Here is a 16,425-nt window from a genome sequence, read left to right on the forward strand (position 1 = left end):
GCGGGACCGGACGCCGGCCGTCAGCCGGCCGGGCGCTCCGCGCCGCGGCGAGCCGCGTGGGCCGTGAGCAGCCGCTCGCGGGCCTGGTCGTCCTCGGCGGCCTGCGCCGCGGTCCAGGCCAGCGCGACGGAGGCCTGGAGCAGCGCCCGGTCGGCCGCCGGGGTCACGCAGGCCCGGGCGAACTCCGGCTGGTGGTTGACCGCGTCGCCGCTGTCGATGCCGATGCTGGGGTGCACGCTGGGCAGCACCCGGCTGACGTTGCCCATGTCGGTGCTGCCGGTGGGCATCGCGCTCTCCTCCTCCGGGGACACCAGGGGGCGGCCCAGTTCGGTCGCCGCCGCCCGGTAGGCCGCCACCAGGAAGGGATCGTGGGCCAGTTCGGCGTACGCGGGCGTCGAGCGGACCTCGTGGGTGCAGCCGGTGGCGACGGCACCGGCCTCGAAGCAGGCCCTGACGCGTGCTTCGAGGCGCCGCAGGGACTCCATGTCGGCGGCGCGCAGGTTGTACAGGGCGCTGGTGTGCGCGGGGACCACGTTGGGCACCTCGCCGCCGCGGGTCACGATGCCGTGCACCTGCTGCCGCGGCTCGAAGTGCTGGCGGCCCACGCCGACGGCGACCTCGGCCACGGTCAGGGCGTCGGCGGCGTTGACGCCCAGGTGCGGGGCGAGCGCGGAGTGCGACTCGCGTCCGGTGTAGCGGACTTCGAGCTCGGCCAGCGCGAGCGGGCGGGGGGCGCAGTTGTCCTCGGGCGCCGGGTGGACGAGCATCGCCATCGACACCTCGTCGAAGACACCGGCCTCCAGCATCGTGATCTTGCCGCCGCCCTCCTCCTCGGCCGGGGTGCCCAGCACCACGACCGTGATGCCGAGGTCGTCGGCCACGTCCCGCAGCGCCAGGGCCGCGCCCACCGACGAGGCGGCGATGAGGTTGTGCCCGCAGGCGTGGCCGAGGCCCGGCAGGGCGTCGTACTCCGCGCACAGCCCGACCGTGAGCGGGCCGCTGCCGTAGCGGGCGGTGAACGCGGTCTCCAGGCCGCCGGCGCCGGGCACGACGTCGAACCCCTCGTCCCGCAGCAGGCCACTCACCTTGGCGGCGCTGCGGTGCTCCTGGAATGCGGTCTCCGGCTCGGCGTGAATGCTTCGCGACAGCGCGATCAGTTTGTGTTCGGCGCGGTCGACGCTTTCGCGGCAACTGCGCATGACCCGAGACGGGATTCGCATCTTTTCTTTCCCCTCCGGATTACCGGGATCGGCGGCGGCTGGATGGCCGGAGAATGTCCGGGCCTTTTCCTTCTTACCGGAGCCGCCGACGAAAAGCGAGACCAGTCTGGAGAATTGACATGGCGTCACTGACGTGGAACGTGCGGGCGGGGAACGGGGAACTCTCGGTCGAGCTGATGCCCTGGTCGCTGCTGCGCGCGACCGGTTTCCCGGCCGCGCTGCTGGACGGGCTCGCCTCCGGGGAGCTGCTCGACACCGCCGCCGCCGTGCTGGCGGCCGAGCGGGCGCTCGCCGCCGAGCGGGCGCACTTCCTGGACCGGCGGTGGCCGGGGTTGCGGGAGGCCGTCCGGACGGTCGAGCCGCGCCAGCGCTCGCTGCGGGCCCTGCAGAGCTGCCGCCGGCTGGTGGAGGAGGGCGCGTCGCTGGACGAGCGGTGCGCGGCGGTCCTCACGGCGACCGGCGCGCCGGACTGGGCGCCCCGCTGGAACGCGCTGGTCGCCGAGCTCGGCGAGCGGCTGACGGCGGCCGCGGCCGAGCTGGAGGCGGCGCTGCTGCGCGCCCGGCTGCACACCGCGACGGCCGCCGGCCGCGACGACTTCGGGCACGCCGTGTTCGTGTCGAACCCCTCGTTCCACCACACCGCCCTGGAGACCCCGCCGCTGACGCATCCGGGCTGGGCGCGGGCGCGGGACGGGGGCGCCCTGCCGCGGACCCTGCGCCGTCAGGTCGACACCCTGCACCGCTATCTGCGCCGGTTCGCCACCAAGTGCGAGACCGTCTCGTTCTTCGGCCCGGTGCTGTTCGGCCGGCTGGTGCCGGAGCAGGACGAGGCTCTGCTGGTCGGCGCGCCCGGCCGCGAGAAGGTCGTGGTGGAGGCGAGCGCCTGGCTGGTGGAGGAGCTGCGGGAGCAGGCCGCCGGCGCGGTGCCGCTGACCCACCAACGGGTGTGGCCCAGTCCGCTGTTCCGCCGGCCGGACGGCTCCCCGGTGCTGGAACGGGCCGTGGACGGGCGCCGGTTCAAGGTCGCGGCGCCCGCGCTGGCGCTCTGGAGCGCCGCCGCCGCGGCGCCGGGGAGCCGGCTCGACGCGCTGGTCGCCGCCGCCGTTCCGGTGCCGCCCGCGCAGCGGGCGGGGACCGGGGACGCGTACGCGGCCCGGCTGGTGAAGGCGCTCGGACCGGCGCTGGTCGTCTCCCCCTGGCGGCTGCCGGCGACCGAGCTGCACGCGCTGACCAGGCTGGCTGCCGAGCACCCCACGGACCGGGTGGCGGAGCTGGCGGACGTCCGCGACGCGTACGCGGCGACGGCCTGGCCCGAGCGGGCGGCGCACCTGGTCGCCGTGCGGGCGGCCCGCGCGCAGGACGGCGGGCGGGTGTCGCAGGACAGCGGCCGGCACTACGCCGACCGCGAGCTGTTCCACGAGGACAGGTCGAGTCCGCTGAGCGAGCGGGTCGGTTTCGGCGCGCCGGTGGTGGAGCGCATCCGGGAGGTCATCGAAGCGGTGTTCCCGCTGACGTTCCTGGCGGCGCTGCTGGCCAGGGAGGACGCCCGGGACGCGCTGCGCGCCGAGCTGGCGGGCGCCCCGGCGTCGCTCGCCGCGCTGGCCGCACGGGCGATCCCCGCCCGTACGCCGCGCCGCGACCGGCTGGACGCGGCGCTGCGCGAACTGGTCGGGCGGGCCGCGGCGTCCGCCGGGTCGGCGGACGGCCGCCCGCCGGTCGTGGAGCTGAGCCGGGGCGAGCTGGCCGAGGCGCTGGCGCCGCTGTGGGACGCCGTGTCCTACGGCCCCGAGGACGCGTGCCTGCCGAGTCCCGACCTGATGGTGGCGGGCCCCGACCCGGCCACCGCCACCTGGGTGCTCTCGGAGCTGCACGACGACTGCAGCTCGATCTTCGGTGGGCTCGAGCGTCCGCTGCACAGCGACCCGGACGGGCTGTGGGCCGGCTTCACCGAGCGGGTGGCGCGAGCCGTCCCGCCCGGGACCGCCGCGACCATCGTCTCGCGCCGGCGCAGCGCCCACGTGACCCCCGAACTCCCCGGTGCCGCCATCGAACTGAGCGGCCTCTCGGGCAAGGACCGGGCCGAGGTGGTGCCGATCGCGGACGCCGTGGTGCCCGCCTCGGCCGACGCGGTGGTGGTGGACGGCCGACGGCGGCTGCTCTACCCGGGCGACCTGTCGTCGACGCTGCACCGCGCGGTGTCCAGGCCGGCGCTCGTCCCGGTGCCGGTCGACCTGGGGGCGTACACCCCCAGGATCGTGGTGGACGGTGTCGTGGTCCAGCGGGCCCGCTGGCGGCTGGACCTGCCGGAAAAGGCTCCGGAAAAGGCCGGGGACACCGTCACGCAATGGCTGGCCGTGCAACGGCTCCGGGCCGACCGGGGAATTCCGCGCCACGTCTACGTGAAGCACCCGGCCGAACCCAAGCCGCTGTACGTCGATTTCGCCGATCCATTGTCGGTGATCGATCTCGCGCGACTGCCCGAAGGGGAAGTCGTCGTGTCCGAAATGCTGCCCACCCCGGACCGCCTGTGGTGGCGCGTGGCGGGCGAAACGCATTGTGCCGAATTCCGTCTCGGCTGCGTCGTGCGGCCGCTGACATCCGAAAACCCGCTGACTCGCGAAGAGCAGGAAGAGAGCACGTCATGACCGAGGACCTCCGCATCACCTCGCTGGTGAGGGACGCCTACGACAAGGCCGCCGCGCAGTACGAGTCGGCGGGCCGGATGATCTTCCATCCGCTGGGCACGATGATCGCCGACACCCTGGAGCTCTCGCCGGGCGAGCGGGTGCTCGACATCGGCTGCGGGCGCGGCGCCTGCCTGTTCCCGATCGCGCACGCGGTGGGTCCGCAGGGCTTCGTGCTCGGCATCGACCAGGCCCAGGGCATGGTCGACGCCTGCACGGCGGACATCGAGGCCCGCGGGGTGTCCGGCTGGGCCCGCGCGGCGCTGGGCGACGCCCAGGACTTCGCCTTCGCCGAGCCGTTCGACGCGGCGAGCGCCGGCATGGTCCTGTTCCTGCTGCCGGAGGCCGAGAAGGCCCTGGCCTGCGCCGCCGCGGCGCTGCGCCCCGGGGGCAGGTTCGCCGCGACCACCTTCCCCACCGAGAACGGCAGGCTGGCCGCGGGCTGGGAGTCGGCCGAGATCCTCGCGGGCGTGCTCGCCAAGTACCTCCCCGCGGGGGTGGACGACCCGTGGCAGGTGGTCCTGGGCCTCGGCGGCCCGCTGGTCAGCGAGGAGTCCACGGCCGCGGCCTTCCTCGCCGCCGGCTTCCGCGACGTGCGGATCCGCCACGTCCCGGCGAAGTCCCGCTTCGAGGCCATCGACGACTACCTGGCGTGGACCAGGACCGTGACCACCCGCGTGCAGTGGGACCTGGTGCCCCCGGAGCGGGTGGCCGAGGCGACCGACGAGGCCCGCGAGGCGCTGCGGGTGCTCGCCGGCCCGGACGGCTCCCTGGAGTTCTCCTGCCCGACCAGGACCGTGCTGGCCGTCCGCTGACGGCACGACCGACGGCACGACCGCAAGACCGCTGACCAAGCGCCGAACACAGAGCCGAGAGGTGCGATGACATGGCTCCTGACACGACCCCTTCGCTGATCCGTCCGCTGTCCGAACTGCTCCGCGGACACGCCGCCCGGATCGGGGACAAGGTGGCCTTCGCCGACGCCCGGCGGAGCGTCGACTACCGGGAACTGGACCTGCGGACCTCTCGGCTCGCCGGCCGGCTTTCCGAGCTGGGGCTGGGGAAGGGCGGACGCGCCGCCGTCCTCATGGGCAACAGCGTGGAGATGGTGGAGAGTTGCCTCGCCGTCATCCGGGCGGGCGGCATCACGGTGCCGCTGAATCCGCAGGCGTCCGAGGCCGAACTGGTCCACTTCCTGCGGGACTCCGGGGCGTCGGTGGTGCTGTGCGACCCGGCCCGGCTCGACGTGCTGCTGCGCGCGGTGGCCGCGTCGGGCGCGGCCCGGCCCTCGATCGTGCTCACCGGCGACTCCCCCACCCCGTCCGCCGACGTCGCCACCGACGCCACCGCCGCCATCACCGCGTACGAGACGCTCGCGGCCACCGGGTACGACGGACCGGTGCCCGAGGAGGGCGAGCTCGACGCTCCGGCCTGGATGCTCTACACCTCGGGCACCACCGGCCGCCCCAAGGGGGTGCTCTACTCCCTGCGCAGCTCGCTGTGGCTGGTGGAGGCCTGCCACGTGGGTGTGCTCGGGATGACCGCGGACGACCGGCTGCTCTGGCCGATGCCGCTGTTCCACGGCCTGGGGCAGAACCTCTGCGTCATGGGGGTCGTGGCCGTGGGCGCCGGCGCCCGGCTGATGAGCGGCTTCGCCCCGTCCGAGGTGCTGGAGGCGCTGCGCGAGGACGGGGTGACCTTCCTCGCCGGCGTCCCGACGACGTACCACTACCTGCTGGACCGTGCCCGCCAGGAGCCCACCCGGCTGCCGTCGCTGCGGCTGGGGTTCGTCGCCGGTTCGGCCGCCGGCGCCTCCCTCGGCAGCCGTTTCGAGGCGGCGTTCGGAGTCCCGCTGGTGGACCAGTACGGCTCGACCGAGACCGGCGCGATCACCTCGAACCGGCCGACCGGCGACCGGGTCGCCGGGGCCGCCGGGCCGGCCGTCCCGGGGGTGGACATCCGCCTGGTGGACGGCTCCGGCGCCGACGTGCCCGACGGCGAGGAGGGCGAGGTCTGGGTCAGCGGCCCCAACCTGATGCTGCGCTACCACGGGCGGCCCGAGGCCACCGCGGAGGTGCTGCGGGACGGCTGGTACCGCACGGGCGACCTGGCCCGCCGGGACGCCCTCGGGCAGGTGACCCTGACCGGCCGGCTCAAGGAACTGATCATCCGGGGCGGCGAGAACATCCACCCCGTGGAGATCGAGGACGTGGTGCGCACGGCACCGGGCGTGGCCGACGCGGCGGTGGGCGGCGAGCCGCACGAGGTGCTCGGCGAGGTGCCCGTCGCGTACGTGGTGCCCGGTCCCGAAGGCGTCGACGTCCGGGCGCTGTTCGAGCACTGCCGGACCCGGCTGTCCTTCTTCAAGGTGCCGGAGAAGGTGTACGCCGTCGAGCGCGTTCCGCGCACCACCTCCGGGAAGATCACCCGGCACCTGCTGGCGGACGCGGACCCCGTGCTGCTCGGTACCGCGTCCACCGGCGCCCCCGCGGACCACGGGAGCGCGTCCGAGCGGGGCGAGTGGACCGACCGTCTCAGCGCGTTGACGGCGGCCGAGCGGACCCGGACCGTACGGGACCTGGTCCGCGCCGAGGTGGCGCGCGCGCTCGGCCTCGACGGGGCCGAACAGGTAGCCGCCACCCGGCCGTTCGTGGATCTCGGCCTCGGCTCGCTCGCCGTCGTCGCGGTCGGGCGGCGGCTGTGCGCGCTGGTCGGGCTGCGGCTCCCGGCGACCGCGGTGTTCGACCACCCGACGCCCGCCGCGTACGCGGACCGGCTGGTCGCGGAGCTGACCGAGGCGTCGGAACCGTCGGAGCCGTCGGGCACCCGCACGCCCGCCGGGGCGTTCCCGGCGGAGCCGGCCGTCCCCGCGGGGTCCGGTCCGGACGGCGACGAGCCGATCGCCATCATCGGCATGGCCTGCCGCTTCCCCGGCGGGGTGGAGTCGCCCGAGCAGCTGTGGGACCTGATCGCCGCCGGCCGGGACGCCACCTCGGACTTCCCCGCCGACCGGGGCTGGGCACTGGACACCCTGTTCGACCCCGACCCCGACCACCCCGGCACCAGCTACGCCTCGCGCGGCGGCTTCCTGACCGACCCGTCCGCGTTCGACGCCGGCTTCTTCGGCATCTCCCCGCGCGAGGCGACCGCGACGGATCCGCAGCAGCGGCTGCTGCTGGAGCTCGCGTGGGAGGTCCTCGAACGGGCGGGCCTCGACCCGACCGGCGTGGCCGGCTCGGAGACCGGCGTCTTCGTCGGCACCAAGGGACAGACGTACAGCACGCTCGCCGCGCCCGGCTCCGAGTACGAGGGCTTCCTCGGCTTCGCCACCTCGGGCAGTGTGATGTCCGGCCGGGTGGCCTACACCCTCGGCCTGCAGGGCCCCGCCGTCACCGTCGACACCGCCTGCTCCGCGTCCCTGGTGGCCCTCCACCTGGCCTGCGGCTCGCTGCGCTCCGGTGAGTCGCGGCTCGCGCTCGCCGGCGGGGTCACGGTGATGGCCACCCCCGACGACATGATCACTTTCAGCAGGCAGCGGGGGCTCGCCCCGGACGGCCGGGTGAAGGCCTTCGCCGAGGCGGCGGACGGCACCGCCTTCGGCGAGGGCGCCGGAGTGCTGCTGCTGGAGCGGCTCTCGGACGCGCGGCGGGCGGGCCACCCCGTGCTCGCCGTGGTCCGGGGCAGCGCGGTGAACCAGGACGGCGCGTCCAACGGGCTCACCGCGCCCAACGGCCGGGCGCAGCAACGGGTGATCCGCCGGGCGCTCGCCAACGCCCGGGTGGCCGCGCACGAGGTCGACCTGGTCGAGGCGCACGGCACCGGGACCACGCTCGGCGACCCGATCGAGGCCGAGGCGATCCTCGCCACGTACGGGCGGGGCCGGGATCCGCGGCGGCCGCTCTGGCTGGGCTCGGTGAAGTCCAACATCGCCCACACCCAGGCCGCCGCGGGCATGGCCGGGGTCATCAAGCTGGTCGAGGCGATGCGACACGCCGTGCTCCCGGCGACCCTGCACGTGGACCGGCCGTCGCCGCACGTCGACTGGTCGTCGGGGAACGTCCGGCTGCTCGACGAGGCGCGGCCGTGGACGGTCACCGACGGACGGCCCCGGCGCGCCGGGGTGTCCTCCTTCGCCATCAGCGGCACCAACGCCCACGTCGTCCTGGAGGAGGCGCCGCCCTCCCCCTCGACCGAGCGGCCCGCGGTCCCGGTCCGGGCGCTCCCCGCCGTGCCGTGGCTGCTGTCCGCGAAGTCCCCGGCCGCGCTGCGCGACCAGGCCCGCCGGCTGGAGTCGTTCCTGCGGGCGGCTCCCGAGCCGGACCCGGCGGACGTGGGGCGCACCCTGGCGCTGTCCCGGGCCGGACTCGACCACCGGGCCGCCGTCGTCGCGGACCTCACCCGCGACCCGGACGACCCGAACGGCGCGGCCGGGGCGGAGCAGCTGCTGCGCGCGCTCGGCGCGCTCGCGGAGGGCGAGCCCGCGGCCGGACTGACCACGGGGCACGCCGGGGCCGCCCGGACCACGGCGTTCCTCTTCACCGGCCAGGGCTCCCAGTGGGCGGGCATGGCCCGTGACCTGTACGAGGCGTTCCCGGTGTTCGCCGAGGCACTGGACGCGGTGTGCGACCATCTGGCGCCGCAGGTACGGCAGTTGCTGCTCGCCACCGGCGAGGCGGCGGACGACGGGCGGATCCACCGCACCGGTTTCGCCCAGCCCGCCCTGTTCGCCCTGGAGGTGGCGCAGTTCGCACTGCTGCGCTCCTGGGGGGTGCGACCGGACGCGCTCGCCGGCCACTCCCTCGGCGAGCTGGCCGCCGCCCACGTCGCCGGGGTGTTCTCGCTCGCGGACGCGGCCAGGCTGGTCACCGCCCGGGGCGAGCTGATGCAGGCGCTGCCCGAAGGCGGTGCCATGGTCGCGCTGGAGGCCGCCGAGGACGAGGTGCTGCCGCTGCTCGCCGGCCGGGAGTCCCGGCTGGGGATCGCCGCCGTGAACGCGCCCCGGTCCGTCGTGGTCTCGGGCGACGCGGACGCCGTGGCGGAGGTCGCCCGGGTGGTGGCCGAACAGGGCCGCAGGACCAAGCGCCTGACGGTCAGTCACGCGTTCCACTCGCCCCGGATGGACGCGGTGCTGGCGGAGTTCGAGGCCGTGGCCCGGACCGTCGGCTACCGTGCGCCGGAGTTGCCGATCGTCTCCACGGTCACCGGCCTCCTCGCCGGTGCGGAACTGCTGACCCCCGCGTACTGGACCGGGCAGCTGCGCTCGGCCGTCCGGTTCGCCGCCGCGCTGGGGACCCTGCGGGAGCGGGGCACCGACACCTTCGTCGAACTGGGACCGGACGGCTCGCTGACGGCCCTGGTGCGTCCGCTCGCCGGCACCGAGGCCGACGCCGCCGGCGCGGGCGACCGGACGGACGACCACCGGGCGCTGCCGATGTCCCGGCGGGGCCGGCCCGGTGCCGCGACCGCCGTCGGGGTCGCCGCCGCGCTCCACACCGCCGGTGTCCCGGTCGACTGGGCGGCGTTCTTCGACGGCACCGCCGCCCGCCACCTCACGCTGCCGACCTACGCCTTCCAGCGCAAGCGCCACTGGCTGCCCGCGCTCACGGCTCCCACCCCGGCCGCGACCGCGGTCCCGGCCCAGCAGCCGGCCGGGCAGGCGACCCGGTCCGGGCGGGTGCTCAAGCCGGGTGAGCGCCCGGAGGTCGCCGCCCGCCTGGCCGGCGTGCTCGCCGGCCTGGACGAGGAGAAGCAGCTCCTGCACATGATGGACCGGATCGCCATCCGGGTCGCCGCGGTGCTCGGCCACGACGGCGCGGACGCCATCGACCCCGACGTGCCGTTCCTCGACCTCGGCGTCGACTCCCTGATGGCCGTGGAGATGCGCAACCAGTTCAGCGACTTCTGCGGGGTGAGCCTGAGCCCGACGATCGTCTTCGAGCACCCGACCCCGGCGGTGCTCGCCGACCACCTGCTCGCGAAGGTGCTGGCCGCGGTGTCCGCCACGCCGGACGCCGACGAGGACGCGGTGGACTTCGCCGCCGAGGTCGTCCTGGCGGCGGACATCTCCCCCGCCGACGAGGTGATCACGGTCGCGGAGGACCCGCGGGAGGTGTTCCTCACCGGTGCGACCGGGTTCCTGGGCGCGTACCTGCTGCGCGATCTGCTGCGGACGACCCGGGCGACCGTGCACTGCCTGGTGCGCGGGGCCGACGAGGCGGACGCGCTGGCGCGGCTGCGGAAGAACCTGGAGTGGTACGAGTTCTGGGACGACCTCGACCGGAGCCGGCTGTCCGTGGTCGTCGGCGACCTCGCCCGGCCCTTGCTGGGGCTGACCCCCGAACGCTTCGACGCCCTCGCCCGCAGCGTGGACGCGGTCTACCACGCCGCCGCGACCGTCAACGGCCTCTACCCGTACCCGGCGTTGAAGGACGCGAACGTCACGGGCACCGCGGAGATCCTGCGGCTGGCCGCACGACACCGCACCGTGCCCGTCCACCACGTCTCGTCCACCGGTGTGTTCGCCGCCGAGGCGGTCCCCGGCATGGCCCTGCGGGTGACCGATCCGCCGGGCCCCGCCGAGGCGCTGTCCTCCGGCTACCGGCAGACGAAGCTGGTGGCGGAGCAGATCATCGAGCTCGCCCGGGAGCGGGGCCTGCCGGTCTCGATCTACCGGGTGGACGAGATCTCCGGCGACTCGCAGCGCGGATTCTGCCAGACCCACGACTTCGTCTGGCTGAGCATGAAGGGCATCGTGCAGGCCGGTGCGGTACCGGAGGATCCGGCCGGCATCTTCCACCTGGTGCCGGTCGACCACGTCAGCGCGGCGATCCTGCGGCTGTCCCGCGACGACCGGGCGGCGGGCCGCAACCACCACCTCGCCAACGGAACGCACCTGCCGTTCGCCGCGATGACGGAGTCCCTCCGCTCGCTCGGCTACCGCCTGGACGAACTCCGCTGGGACGCCTGGGTGCGGCGCGTCCGCGCCGACCGTGACAACGCGATGGTCCCGATGATCGACGCGTTCGAGTCGACCATCTACAGCGGACGCAACCACTACCTGTCCGTCGACACCTCGCAGACCCGGGAGCTGCTGGCCGGCACCGGCATCGACTGCCCGCCGATGACGCGTGAACTCTTCGAGAAGTACGTCGGGTTCTTCGTCCGCGTCGGTTACTTCCCCGAGCCGGGCGGCCACGCCGTGGACGGCGGTGCGCAGGGCTTCCGGGTCCGGGAGGCGGCGTGGGAGGACCTGCCGGCGATGGCGGCCATCTGCTTCGACGCCTTCGAGACCCTGAACGCCTCGCTCGGCCTCACTCCGGAGTGGTCGTCGGTGGACGAGGTGACGGAGATGTTCCGGGACCGGCTCGCGGCCCCGGGCTGCCTCGCCCTGGTGGCGGTCGACGACTCGGGCGCCGTGCTGGGCTCCAACTTCCTGGTCCTGGGCGAGTCCGTCGCCGCCTTCGGCCCGCTCAGCGTCGCGCCCGGCGCGCAGGGCGGCGGGGTGGGCCGGCTGCTGATGGACGAGGTGATCGACGCGGCCGCCCGGCACGAGCGGGACTCGGTCCGGGCCGTCCAGGTGACCGACAACCTGGGCGCGTACCGGCTCTACTCCTCGCTCGGCTTCACGCCGTCCGAGCAGCTGTCCCTGGTCACCGGGTACGCGCCGCCCACCCCGGCGAACCTGGCGGGCTTCGCGGTGCGCCCGATGACCGAGGAGGACGTGCCCGCGTGCCAGGAGCTGTACCGCTCGGTCAACGGCCATCCGCGGGACGGGGAGATCCACATGGCGGCCAAGCGGGCCTTCGGCTGGTCCCAGCCGTACGTGGTGGTGGACCGGTCGAGCGGTGCGGTCGCCGGCTACACCACGGGCCTGTCCGACCTGGGCCACCTGACGGCGGTCTCGGAGGCCGCGGCCCGGGCCCTGTACACCGGCGCGGGCGAACTGATGCGCCGGGCGGTCCCGGACGGCCCGGCACCCCGGCTGCGCGTCCCGGGCCGGCTGATGCCGGAGACCCTGAGCTGGGCGCTGCGCACCCGCGGCATCCGCCTGGAGCGGCTGGAGACGCTGGTGGTGCGCGGCTCGTACGCGGCGCCGCGGCAGGGGGTGTACTGCCCGGGGCTGTCCTACTGAGGCCACCGCCCCCAGCAGCGCGCGAGGGCGCTCACCCCGGAGCCGTCGAGGCCGGGTTGGGCGCCCTCGCGCGTGCGGTGCCCGCCGTCCCGCGTGCGGTTCCCGCCGTCCGTCAGACCGGCGTGACCGGCACGTCGTCGCGCACCGGGCGGTCGGCCCCGGGGACGGCCAGCAGGGTGATCAGCACGCCGAGCACGGCGAACCCCGCTCCGACCGCGAACGCGAGCCGGAAACCCTCCGTCATCGCGTCGGCCACCGCCGGGCCGTCGGGCTGCCTGCCGGCCAGGAGCTCGCCGATCCGGGTGTGGGCCACCGAGGAGAGCACGGCGAGGCCGAGCGCGCCGCCGATCTGCTGGGTGGTGTTGATGAGCCCGGAGGCGAGGCCGGACTCCTGCGGCGTCACGCCGGAGACGGCGACGATGGTCACCGGCACGAACGAGAACCCGAGCCCGAGGGCCGCGACCACCGAGGGCAGGAGCACGTCCCCGGCGAACGTGCCGTCGGCGGAGACGCGGGTGAACAGCAGCAGTCCCACCGCGGTGAGCGCCAGACCGCCGGCCAGGATCGGCTTGGGCCCGACCCTGGTCACCAGCTGCGAGGCCGCACCGGCGGCGACGATGCTCGCCGCCGAGAAGGGCAGGTAGGACAGTCCGGCCTCCAGGGCGGAGAAGCCGAGCACCTGCTGCAGGTACAGCGAGATGAAGAAGAACATCGACAGCAGCGCGGCGCCGACCAGCAGGGACACCGCGTTGGCGCCGGCGAGGTCGCGGTTGCGGAAGATCCGCAGCGGCATCACCGGGTGCTCGACCAGGCGCAGTTCGACCAGGGCGAAGACCAGCAGCAGGACGGCCGACAGGCTCAGCAGCCCGATGGTCCCGGCCGAGCCCCAGCCCGCCCGCTCGGCGTCCACCAGCGCGTAGACCAGCACGCTGAGCCCGCCGGTGACCAGCGCGGCCCCGGCGAGGTCGATGCCGGTCCGCTCGTGGCCGCGGCTCTCCCGGACGAAGCGCGGGGCGAGGACGCCGGCCACGACGCAGATCGGCACGTTGACGAACATCACCCACTCCCAGCCCGCCCACTCGGTGAGCACACCGCCGAGCAGCACGCCGATGGCGCCGCCCGCACCGGCGAGCGCGCCCCAGATGCCGAGGGCCTTGTGGCGTTCGGCGCCCTCGGTGAAGGTCGTGGTGACGATGGAGAGCGCGGCGGGCGCGATGATCGCGGCGCCGAGGCCCTGGCCGACCCGGGCGGCGATCAGCAGGCCCGCGGTCGGGGCGAGGCCCCCGAGCAGCGAGGTGGCGGCGAACAGGCCGAGTCCGGTCATGAACACCCTGCGCCGGCCGAGCAGATCGGCGGTCCGGCCGCCGAGCAGCAGGAAGCCGCCGAAGGCGAGGGCGTAGGCGTTGACGATCCACTGGACGTCGGAGTCGGCGACGTGCAGGTCCCGCTGGATCGAGGGCAGCGCGACGTTCACGATCGAGGCGTCCAGCACCACCGTCAGCTGGGCGACGGCCAGGACGACGAGCGCCTTCCAGCGGAGCGGATCCGAGGCTGAGGGCGAGGTCGGGGGCGCGGACGGTAAGGCGGAAGTGGGATGCGTGGCCATGGGAGGGATACGCTCCTGTGGGTTAAAGTGGTAAGCGGAATCGGACGTCCGATTCCGGATGGCGACGATACGGAGGCGCGGTTCCCCTTGTCAAACACCCCTCCCCCTTCCGGCACGCCCACCGGCGGCAAACTGCGCTCCGACGCCGCCCGCAACCGGCTCAAGGTGCTCGACGCCGCCCGGGCCGCCTTCTCCGAGTCCGGCCAGGACGCCCAGATGGGCGACATCGCCCGCAGGGCCGGGGTGGGCGTCGGGACGGTGTACCGCCACTTCCCGACCAAGGAGTCACTGGCGGAGGCGATCGTCGCGCACCGCTTCCAGGAGACCCTGGACTTCCTCAGGACCGAGGTGCTCCCCGACCCCGACCCCTGGCACGGCCTCGCCCGCTCCCTGGAGTTCTGCGGGATCATGCAGGAGAAGGACCGGGGTTACGCGGAGACGGTCACGGCGATGGTCGGCGGCAGCGGTTTCGACGCGGCGGCGATCGCCGAACTCAACGAGCTCACCGACACGGTGCTCAAGCGGGCCCAGGCCGAGGGCTCGGTCCGCGAGGACCTGACCGTCGCGGACGTGTCCCCCCTGTACATCGGCCTCTGCCACGTCGTCCAGGCCGGCGTCCCCGACTGGCGCCGCTACCTGGGCATCCTCCTCGACGGCCTCCGCCCGCAACCGGGCCGGCCCCGCCCCACCGACTGACCGGGAGCAGGCGCCGGCCCCCGCCCCGGAGCGCGGGAGTACCCGGCCGTCGCGGGGTCCGGTCAGCTCGGCGTTCCGCCGGCGCCGAGGCCCGCGGGCAGGGGGCCGGCGAGGTAGTGCTGGATGGTGGGGGCGAGGAGGTCGGCGACGGTGTCGGCGGGGAGGGTGGCGATGTCCCCGACCTGCCAGATGTAGCGGTTCATCACCATGCCGACGATCTGGCTGGAGATGAGGCTGGCGCGCAGGTTCCGTTCGGCGTCGGACAGGCTGTGGGAGACGACGGCCAGGACGAGTTCGGGGAACAGCTGCCGCAGGCGTTCCATGGCGGCGCGCTCCTGGGACGCGGTCAGGACGATGGCGCGCAGGGTCTCGGCGGTGACCGGGTCCTCCCACAGCCGCAGGGTGGCCTGCACGAACGCCCGCCCGCGCCGCTCGATGGGCTGTTCGGCGGCGTCCGCCACGGCCGCGCCGAACGCCTCGGGGGGCTGCATGACGGCTTCCAGCAGTCCGGGCTTGCTGCGGAAGTAGTAGTGCACCAGGCCCGGGTCGACGCCCGCGTCCTGGGCGACCGCCCGCAGCGAGGTCGCGGTGTAGCCGCGGGTGGCGAAGGCTCTGCGGGCGGCGGCGAGGATCCTGTCCGCCTGCTCGCCGCGTTCCCCCCGGGGTCCTCGTGCACTCACGCCACATCACCTTCCGCATGCATTCGGGTGGCCTTGCCGTCTCCGGCAGTTTCATCATACGCTGAAACTAGCTTCCCCACCTGGTGAAATCAGGGGCGGTCATGCACGCCCTCACGCACGAGTGGGTCGAGGCGTCCGACGGCGTCCGGCTGTGCGCCGACGTGTACCTGCCGGACGCGGACGGCCCGTTCCCGACGCTGTACGCGGTCGCGCCCTACCAGAAGGACCTGGTGCACCTGCGCGCGGTGTCGATGTTCCGGTTCATCGAGACCGGCCCGCTGGAGTACTGGACCGACCACGGCTCCGCGGTCGTGGTCGCCGACCAACGCGACACCGGCCGCTCCGAGGCCGGAGTCTTCGGGTACCACGTGATCCCCGCCTTCGTCATCACCTCACGGCGACGGACCTGACCCCGGCCCGGACCCGAGGGGCATCACCACACCCCCGCCGTCGACCTCATCGGGGGATGCGCCGACGGACCGCCGGTGACTGGCCGTCAGGAGGGGGTGTGACGTGGGGCGATAGGATCGGCGCATGACGACGCAGGATCTGGGCGGGGCACGGGTGGGCGGCGTGGCGGGTGGTGGGGCCGGCGGCCCGCGGGCGCTTCCCGGGGTGTCCATGATCGGGGTTCCGGCCGGGGAGATCGTGCTGCGGGACGAGGGCACGATGACGGACTGGAAGAACGAGGTGGGGGCGTTCGAGCTGGCGGCGCACCCGGTGACGCGCGAGCTGTACGCGGCCGTGCTCGGCGGGGCGCCGAACTCCTCGGAGGCGCCGGGGAGTTCGGCCGGGCGACGGCCGGTGACCGAGGTGTCCTGGAAGGACGCCGTCCGGTTCTGCAACCTGTACTCGGCGGCCCTCGGGCTGCGGCCCTGCTACGTGCCGGACGAGGGTCCCGACGCGTTCGACGTGGTCTGGGACCGCACGGCCGACGGCTTCCGGCTCCCCTCCGAGGCGGAGTGGGAGTACGCCTGCCGGGCCGGCGGGTCGGCGGTCCGGTACGGGGAGCTGGACGACATCGCCTGGTACCGCGGCAACTCCGGCGAGCGGGTGCACGAGGTCGGCGGCCGGGCGGCGAACGCCTGGGGGTTCCACGACATGATCGGCAACGTGTGGGAGTGGTGCTGGGACCACTACGACCCGCGGGTCTACGGCCCGTACCGGGTGTTCCGCGGCGGCGGCGCCTACGACCCGCCGCGCGCGTGCCGCGCGTCGTGCCGGCGCAAGAGCCACCCGACCTTCCGCATCGACGACCTGGGGTTCCGGCTCGCCCGCACCCCCTCCGCCGGGGCCTCCTGAGCGGGCGGCCCGCCGCACCCACGCCGGAGCTGGAGGGAACCGCGCCCGTCCTCCCGCCGCTGCCGGTCCAGTACGCCGACTACGCCATCTGGCAGCGCGAGCGGCT

Annotated in this window: 9 protein-coding genes; 6 read left to right on the top strand and 3 right to left on the bottom strand. The window is 74.6% G+C overall.

Annotation, left to right across the window (positions count from 1 at the left end):
* Positions 1-20: 20 nt before the first annotated feature.
* Positions 21-1,220, bottom strand: coding sequence for a M20 family metallopeptidase (locus AB0Q99_RS33145; protein ID WP_363577771.1), 1,200 nt, complete (start codon positions 1,218-1,220; stop codon positions 21-23).
* A 119-nt stretch (positions 1,221-1,339) separates the two neighbouring features.
* Between AB0Q99_RS33145 and AB0Q99_RS33150 the strand changes: the two genes are divergently transcribed.
* The 3 genes from AB0Q99_RS33150 to AB0Q99_RS33160 all read left to right on the top strand — a co-directional run bounded on the left by AB0Q99_RS33150 (position 1,340) and on the right by AB0Q99_RS33160 (position 12,035).
* On the top strand, positions 1,340-3,865 hold the full coding sequence (locus AB0Q99_RS33150; protein ID WP_363577773.1) for a lantibiotic dehydratase: 2,526 nt from the start codon (positions 1,340-1,342) through the stop codon (positions 3,863-3,865).
* The gene (locus tag AB0Q99_RS33155; RefSeq protein ID WP_363577775.1) at positions 3,862-4,719 is read left to right on the top strand and encodes a methyltransferase domain-containing protein; all 858 of its coding nucleotides are present in this window, start codon (positions 3,862-3,864) and stop codon (positions 4,717-4,719) included. The genes AB0Q99_RS33150 and AB0Q99_RS33155 overlap by 4 nt, the downstream gene beginning before the upstream one ends.
* 71 nt (positions 4,720-4,790) lie before the next feature.
* Positions 4,791-12,035 carry a thioester reductase domain-containing protein gene (locus AB0Q99_RS33160; protein ID WP_363577777.1) on the top strand — a complete coding sequence of 2,415 codons (7,245 nt, stop codon included), beginning with the start codon at positions 4,791-4,793 and terminating at the stop codon, positions 12,033-12,035.
* A 112-nt stretch (positions 12,036-12,147) separates the two neighbouring features.
* On the opposite strand, the gene AB0Q99_RS33165 is transcribed toward AB0Q99_RS33160, so the two are convergent.
* A complete protein-coding gene (locus AB0Q99_RS33165) occupies positions 12,148-13,641 on the bottom strand; it encodes an MFS transporter (RefSeq protein ID WP_363577779.1) in 1,494 nt (497 codons plus the stop codon).
* An 87-nt stretch (positions 13,642-13,728) separates the two neighbouring features.
* On the opposite strand from AB0Q99_RS33165, the gene AB0Q99_RS33170 reads away from it, so the two are divergent.
* Positions 13,729-14,337, top strand: coding sequence for a TetR/AcrR family transcriptional regulator (locus AB0Q99_RS33170; protein ID WP_363577781.1), 609 nt, complete (start codon positions 13,729-13,731; stop codon positions 14,335-14,337).
* Positions 14,338-14,399: 62 nt separating this feature from the next.
* Here AB0Q99_RS33170 and AB0Q99_RS33175 read toward each other — a convergent pair whose 3' ends face one another.
* Positions 14,400-15,017: a TetR family transcriptional regulator gene (locus AB0Q99_RS33175; protein ID WP_363577783.1), complete on the bottom strand. Its 618-nt coding sequence runs from the start codon at positions 15,015-15,017 to the stop codon at positions 14,400-14,402.
* Between the two features lie 101 nt (positions 15,018-15,118).
* Between AB0Q99_RS33175 and AB0Q99_RS33180 the strand changes: the two genes are divergently transcribed.
* Both AB0Q99_RS33180 and AB0Q99_RS33185 read left to right on the top strand, forming a co-directional pair.
* Positions 15,119-15,427 (top strand): CocE/NonD family hydrolase, encoded by a 309-nt coding sequence (locus AB0Q99_RS33180; protein ID WP_363577785.1) that lies wholly within the window; start codon positions 15,119-15,121, stop codon positions 15,425-15,427.
* A 211-nt stretch (positions 15,428-15,638) separates the two neighbouring features.
* Positions 15,639-16,319 carry an SUMF1/EgtB/PvdO family nonheme iron enzyme gene (locus AB0Q99_RS33185; protein ID WP_363577787.1) on the top strand — a complete coding sequence of 227 codons (681 nt, stop codon included), beginning with the start codon at positions 15,639-15,641 and terminating at the stop codon, positions 16,317-16,319.
* Positions 16,320-16,425: the final 106 nt, after the last annotated feature.

Source organism: Kitasatospora sp. NPDC086791 (assembly GCF_040685975.1).
Lineage (GTDB): Bacteria > Actinomycetota > Actinomycetes > Streptomycetales > Streptomycetaceae > Kitasatospora.